The 6,421-nt window shown below is 58.8% G+C and carries 4 protein-coding genes and 4 pseudogenes; 3 read left to right on the top strand and 5 right to left on the bottom strand.

Features of this window, described 5'->3' with window-relative positions:
- On the bottom strand, positions 1-487 hold a 487-nt coding region (locus tag HGP14_RS34905), incomplete at its 3' end, for a protein kinase domain-containing protein (protein WP_168834342.1).
- Positions 488-1,021: 534 nt separating this feature from the next.
- Positions 1,022-1,242 (bottom strand): annotated as a pseudogene (locus HGP14_RS36145) (ISL3 family transposase); the annotation flags it as partial.
- 572 nt (positions 1,243-1,814) lie between these two features.
- Here HGP14_RS36145 and HGP14_RS34900 point away from each other — a divergent pair.
- A pseudogene (locus tag HGP14_RS34900) lies at positions 1,815-2,083 on the top strand (transposase); the annotation flags it as partial.
- Between the two features lie 163 nt (positions 2,084-2,246).
- On the opposite strand, the gene HGP14_RS34895 reads toward HGP14_RS34900, so the two are convergent.
- Both HGP14_RS34895 and HGP14_RS36415 read right to left on the bottom strand, forming a co-directional pair.
- Entirely contained in the window at positions 2,247-2,735 is a 489-nt protein-coding gene (locus tag HGP14_RS34895; RefSeq protein WP_312862249.1) for a Hint domain-containing protein, read from the bottom strand.
- Complete coding sequence (locus HGP14_RS36415; RefSeq protein WP_312862250.1) at positions 2,720-2,845, bottom strand: hypothetical protein; 126 nt, start codon at positions 2,843-2,845, stop codon at positions 2,720-2,722. The genes HGP14_RS34895 and HGP14_RS36415 overlap by 16 nt, the downstream gene beginning before the upstream one ends.
- A gap of 1,289 nt (positions 2,846-4,134) precedes the next feature.
- On the opposite strand from HGP14_RS36415, the pseudogene HGP14_RS34890 reads away from it, so the two are divergent.
- Positions 4,135-4,471: pseudogene (locus tag HGP14_RS34890) on the top strand (transposase); the annotation flags it as partial.
- Between the two features lie 386 nt (positions 4,472-4,857).
- Here the strand turns inward: HGP14_RS34890 and HGP14_RS34885 are convergent.
- Positions 4,858-5,727 (bottom strand): ketose-bisphosphate aldolase, encoded by an 870-nt coding sequence (locus HGP14_RS34885; protein WP_168834341.1) that lies wholly within the window; start codon positions 5,725-5,727, stop codon positions 4,858-4,860.
- A gap of 364 nt (positions 5,728-6,091) precedes the next feature.
- On the opposite strand from HGP14_RS34885, the pseudogene HGP14_RS34880 reads away from it, so the two are divergent.
- Positions 6,092-6,387: pseudogene (locus tag HGP14_RS34880) on the top strand (DUF983 domain-containing protein); the annotation flags it as partial.
- Positions 6,388-6,421: the final 34 nt, after the last annotated feature.

The following is a 6,421-nucleotide window of genomic DNA, read 5'->3' as shown; positions in this document are numbered from 1 at the left end:
GGGACAGGCGCGAGGCGATGCCGAAGCCCGTTAGCCGCACCTCTCCGGTCTCGCCGTTGACCAGGATGTTGGCAGGTTTGATATCCTTGTGGATCAGGCCGCGCTGATGGACCTTGCCAAGGGCCAGCGCGATTCCGATCGCAACGCGCAGGAAGCTTCCAGGCTCCATAGGGCCGCCGAGCCGCCGGGCAAGCAGTTCACCGCCCGGGTCCTCGAGTACAAGCATGGTCTGGCCACCTTCGCGCACCAATTCCAGCGGCCGAAGCGCCCAGGTGCCTTCCAGCTCGTCCGTCAAGCCATACTCGTGGGCGAAGCTATCAAGGATGGAATGTCGCGGATGCTCTGCGGCGGGCAGAGCGGCAAGCACGGGCTTACGTGTCCCGTCAGGATCGAGATGCCACCCCCGGCAGAAGACCCGTTCGCCGTCTTCCCATAGAAGCTGGAGACTGCCATCATCTCTAGTGCCGAACCCAAAAGACAGCTCCATGTGCCGGACTCCACCACCCAGGCCCTGTCCTTCCTGGCTGACCGCGCAATTTCGTCTTTAGATCGTCCACCCAAGTTGCCCGTATCAGCATATTATCACATCGCTTGGGTTCATCCAGCATTTGTGCCCAGATTCAGCGCCAACAGCAGGCCGTCGCCGCCAGGTGGTACGAGGTAAGGCGCTTGCTGCGCGAAGGCCTTTCGGAGATCCCAGCTGGCGCTTGATGGCCGGGATCTTCTCACGGGTTGAATCCAGCCGCTGGGTCGCATCGATTGTCACTTTGAGCCGCCATAGAGCACGCTGTCACCGCAAAGCGGACTCTATGTCTCTTTGGAAGGGCGGAGGGGACGGTAGTTTCCATGCCAGAACGATGAGGCAATGGGATGTCGGAGGGATGGACTGAATGCAGGGCGACACGGCCCCTGCCTTCGATTCCAGCGGTGCGGACGGAGCACCATTGCATTCCGCAGACCTGCCCGCCAGAGGCCCTCTTTTCTGACGTTCTATCAGCTGCCTGACCCGCGTCCTCGATTTGCATCGCCAGCGGCTCAGCAGGAGCTTCACTGTCACGGGCTTGCCTTGGACCGGCAGATCCTGCCGGCTGCGGTTGGACCAACCATGCCTTCGACGTCCACAACGGGCCAAATACCGATCGTGGATCCGGCTGCGGAAACACCCCAATCGTCATCAACAGTCAGCGCGAAACCCAGTATCTTGACACCGAGGCCCGGCGACCATTTCGATTTCGTTAGCATGCCCGCCCATAGCAACACCGTCGCTAACAGCGGATGAACCACACAAAGTGAGGAGGAACCAAAGCAAGTGGAAAGTGACACTTGATGAAGAGTTCAAACTGCCCACCGGCCGCGGCGATGAGTTCGCCAGAGGGGGCGCTATCCGCGGGATAAGCCGAAGCAGATTGTATCTCCACGTGACATGTTTATGTCTGATCTTCAGATCGATACGAAGGTCAAAGCGCGGAATTTTGACTAAAATTTTGACTCGGTTAGCGGGTGGTCGGTTCGCATCCGTTCATTGGGTTGGAAGCGCAGCGTGGGAAGCAATGCTTGAGAGCCAAATTCGGGCGACCGGAGAAGCGGTGCGATCTGCAACATAGGCTCCGGCATCTGCACGGGCATTGGGCTTGTCGGTCCGGAAGAAAATCTGCTTGACAAGGTCGTTCTCACCAATGAGCAGGGCTTGATTAGCGGCGCTCCTGCCTCCGGCCTCGACGCTCCGGTGCTGCCCGAAACTACTGGGCGATGATCGATCAGTCCTATCAGTTCGATTTCTACGACGATGGCGGCATCGATCTGGCCTTCCTCTCGCGCGGCGGCTAACAACTATTCCAGGCATTGGAGCGCTGAATGCCACAGCTCTGATAGCCGAGATAAGGAAATGCCAGCAGCTTTAATCGTGCTCGCGATCTCGCCGCATGGCTAAGGCTCGTGCCACGACAGTTTACGACCGGGGGCAAGCCACGTCTGATGGGCATCACAAAGCGTGCAACGTTACTTGCGAACTCTGCTTGTACATGGTGCGCGAGCGGCAAAGCCCGCGCTCAGTCAGAGCGACATCCCTCTCGGGCAATGGCTCCCGATATCATCACAAGCGCTGTCGCAAGATTCGTTGCCACCATCAAGGCATATCGCTTTCCCTTCTGGCAGATCTTCCGTTTCGCGGCTCCCGGTGAGCGCGGCGGTTACAGCTTGTCGCGTGCAGCTGAGCCGGTCCGTCACACTCGTCGCTTGCTCTATCTTCACGCTATCAACTGCTCCGCGCGAGCTGCAATTCTCCCATAGGCGCGATCGATCGGCTCGCGAGCGCCAGGTATCGGCTCAAGCCCGGGGAAAACCCAACGCATCCCTAGTCGCAGAAGGGCCTTCAGGTGATCCCGTCCGGACTCGAAGCCGGCAACCCGTGCAAATGGCTTCATCGCAAAACCGGAAGGATAGAGGCGGGCGAATTGAGCGAAGTTCGTGAAGCCTTCATAGTTGTCGCGCCAGAGAAGGAAGGTCTCAGCGGGCGCTCCCTCGGCGAAGATCACTTCATGGGTTTCGAGCAGCACGTGGAAATATTCGATCACCTCCCCGTCGGCAGGAGGGGCCGGCGCGACGGAGGTCCCATTGATGAGATCCTTCGCCAGAATAAGGACGCCATCGATGAAGAGGGCATGGCCTGGGGAGACATAGAGATCCCTGTGCGGTGTCCGCTCGTCCAGCGCATGCCGTGCTATCCGGATCGGCACGACGTGCCGGCATGCCAGGATGAACCGCTTCGCTTGTAGAGACTATGACCGACCCATTTGGCCGGCATGACCTGCCCGCTTAGGGATAAGACAAGATCGCCGATCTGGATTTCCTCAACGCAAATCTCGCCTGTCGGGGTCAGAATAGAGGTGCCACGGAGAAAGCACCGGCCGCCACCATTTCCGTTGCCATTGCCATTCCCGTTGTTCCCGTTGCCGTTGCCACGGCTCTGCGCTTGGCGCTGAACCCAGAAAGCATAGTTGAGCCGGCGATACCCGTTGCCGCTAGCCTGGCACTTGTTGCAGCAGCGAAACCGAGGAAATGACGCCGCGCTTGGTTGAGCTGTGATGGTCGTTCTTTTGCCGACATAACTCTCTCCTTTGGGCTTACGTTTCGGAGATCTTTCGCGCGTATTTTCTAGCGAAATGTCCTTTGTGGAAAGCTGTTACATCGGCAGTCCAACACAGTCATAATGGCAATCGCCCTACCGACGGAGTAGGGTGCTAGGCGTATTGGCGCAGGGTTCTATGCCACCAACTGGAGCATCGGCGGCGTCTGATTGTTAGGCGTTTGGGCTCGTGCGGCACGGGTTACTGTTTGCCCCTTCCTTGCCCTTCGAGGCTGCGCGGTCCTCTGGATCACATTGCCCCGTTTCAGCGGGAAGTCTTTTTGCCCGTTGCTGTCGGGAACGCAGCGCCCCTCGGCTCGTTAGTTCGGTGGATTGCATGGCATATCGTCTGCCTGCGCATCCGGCCAGCGAGACTGGCGACCTGACCCCGCAGCACTCTACCGGCACGCGGGGTCTCTTTTCGTCCGTACGCTAACGGACGGGAACACCTGGCAAGTTCACTTCGTTGAAACTGTGGCCGCGCGGCAGCGTTCTAGACCCACCTACCAGCGATGAACCATCCTGGTACCGCGCGGCCACCTTTCCCCGGAAATCTGCCTGTTCTTGGAGGTTTTTGGAACACAGGGCCAGCCTTGTCTGGGACGTTTGGCCGCGCGGTCGGACGCGGTCGGTTGAGGTTGCGTCCGCTATCGTTATAATTCGAATTAGCTACTATGATCGCTAGGGTCTTTCTGACAATCTCAACGGGAATTGTCAGAGCTGGACACTTGGGCAATTTCAGCGGGGGTTCGGCGGAACCATCTAACGCGGCTGGGGCTCGCCTTCCTAGGGGCGAGCCCTTGCTTTAGCGGCGCTCTTAACCCCAATTGGTTATTGATGGGACAATCTTCGAGCTTTAGGTAGCTTTCTATCCAACCTAGCACCATCCGCGGCATCAGCACTCGCAGCAAAGGCGCTCGGTGCCGTGGTTTGCGACAGGGCTCGCCATTTTTAACCTTTTGGACGAGCCTCGTCGCATCACTTTCCACCTGGGCCGGTAACGCCTTCTGGTAGATGATGCCAAGCTGTTTGAGTGTGGCCGTGACTTCGCGCCTGGCTAGGCGTCGTCCCCAGCACTCGACCGAAGGCACACCAAGACTGGGCACTATCTCCAAAATGGGCAATGGGCACCTGCGCAAGCTTCTCGTGGTCGCGGCGCACGCCGCGCTTTACCGGATGAGGAAGGCGAGCAGTGACATGCCCCTGGCGAACTGCGCGAGGCTTGCTGTCGGAGAAACCTTTCAAGCTTGTCGCCGTTGCGCTCGCCAACAAGATCGCCGCATTGCCTGGGTGATCATGGCGAGGAACATAGACTTCCAGCCGGGCTGCGACCGGCGACAGCGCTAAGGTCGCACGTCGGCCTGATCACGATAGTGCCTCTTCCGGCAAAACAGTTGGCGGAGTGACGATGGTATGATGTGACAGCGAAAGCCCCACCGCCCGACGATACCGAGCGGCACCGTCATTACCTCGCAACCCCTCGGTGTCGCCGCCACCGGATGCGGCGAAGCAAGCGTCCCACAGCGTCCGCAACCCGGGGCAACCATCTCGTAGCGAGTCAATTCGTTCAACCGCACGTCCGTTACCCAGTAGGTCGCCGCCCCGGTCTATTCGACCGCCATCACTTCCCGAGGAAACGAGGCAGGCTCGCGAATCGCGATAAGCCAAGGACCATCTCGACCGGGCGCCAATAATCGCACGCGCCTGACCCCGCCTTCGTATGCCAAGGCCCCCTACGGCATCTTATTGAAGAGCTTCAGCCTCGACCGCACGACCTCCTGCACCGAGGAAACCGCAACCGGCAAGATCTTGTACGGGACCACTTCGGACTTCTCCTTCGCCAGCCCTTCCTCGAGGCCGCGCCGCCAGGCGATGCGCAGCTCCGTGTTGATATGCACGATGTTGATGCCAGCATCGATCGACTGCTTCAGGTCGGCATCCGCCGTCCCCGATCCGCCATGCAGCGTCAGAAAGACTTCGGTCGCCGCCTTGATTTCCCGGATGCGGTCGATCCTCAGATGCTTCTTGGTTTCGCCCTCCACCATGCTCTGCACCATGCCATGGGCGTTGCCGACTGCCGGCGCGAGAACATCAATCCCCGTCGCCTCGACGAATTGCCTCGCTTCCGCCGGCGTCGTCAGGATCGGGTCGTGCGTGTTGATTTGCTTGTGAATTTCCGACCCCGTTCCGATATCGCCGATCTCTCCCTCGATCAGGATCGCCGGGTTTATGGACTTCAGCTCCTCGATCGCCTTTCTCGTCCTCCTGATATTCTCTTCGACTGGTAGGGCGGAGAGATCGAAGACGACGGAATCGAACCCGGCCTTCGCGGCCTCCAGCGCGCTCTCCAGCGAATGCGTGTGATCGGCATTGAGATATATCGGCCAGTCGAACTCTTCCCTGAGGCTTTTCACCACAGCGGCAAGCTGCCTCGTCCCGAAAAATTTCCGCTCCCCTTCCGACGCACCGATGATGACAGGGACCTTGACCTCCTGCGCGGCGCTGAAGACCGCCTTGACGAGCGTGAAGTCGGAGACATTGAAATGCCCGATCGCCACACGATCGGCTTCGGCCTTCTGAAGGATTTCCCGAAAAGTTTTCATGAACGCTCCATTGCTAATGATAGATCACCGGCATCAAACAAATGTCGCCACAGCCGTCTGGCACCTTCTGGCAAAGCCCCGGCCAAGCAGTTCCGGGTCGATTCCATGCTTGCTGCCGACGCCACCATTGCAAACCGGGGTTATCAAATTCATGACAGAAGATACCACGAATGATCGCCTCTCGAGTGAAACTTCTTCAGAGACATATGCAGAACATCGAATGAGCACGGACTTTGGTGGCAAGCTGGACCTCTCACGAACGGGACTGACAGATATCAGTGTGAGGCGCGAGAGAGGCCGCGATTCCCCTTCTTCCCAATAGGCTATCAGATTCACACATTGTCGAAAGCGGATCGGGGGATCCGCCGGCGGGCCGGCGTTCTTTGCGATGAATATCGTGGCTGTGCCGGCACTTCGGTTCGCCGTGTGGCTCCAATTTTCCTTGGATCCACCTCTGTGCGCACATCTCGTTTCAACCTTGGCTCTGACAGTTGTGGCCTGCGTGATCTTGCTGCGGCCGCTGAAAGGCAGCTTATCCGCTCCCAATATTTTCATAAGGCCGAGGAAGGACCCCGCCCGGCTGCCAAAAGTGCAAATAGGATTGCACAGAGTATCGCAACCACGATGGCCCAAGGCTTCCCAGCGATCCTCTGGAGGTGATGCTTTGCGACTGCGACCATCCATATGCCTTATG

Source organism: Rhizobium sp. P32RR-XVIII (assembly GCF_012641395.1).
In the GTDB taxonomy this organism is placed as follows: domain Bacteria; phylum Pseudomonadota; class Alphaproteobacteria; order Rhizobiales; family Rhizobiaceae; genus Rhizobium.
This window is presented reverse-complemented; position numbering and strand designations above follow the sequence as displayed.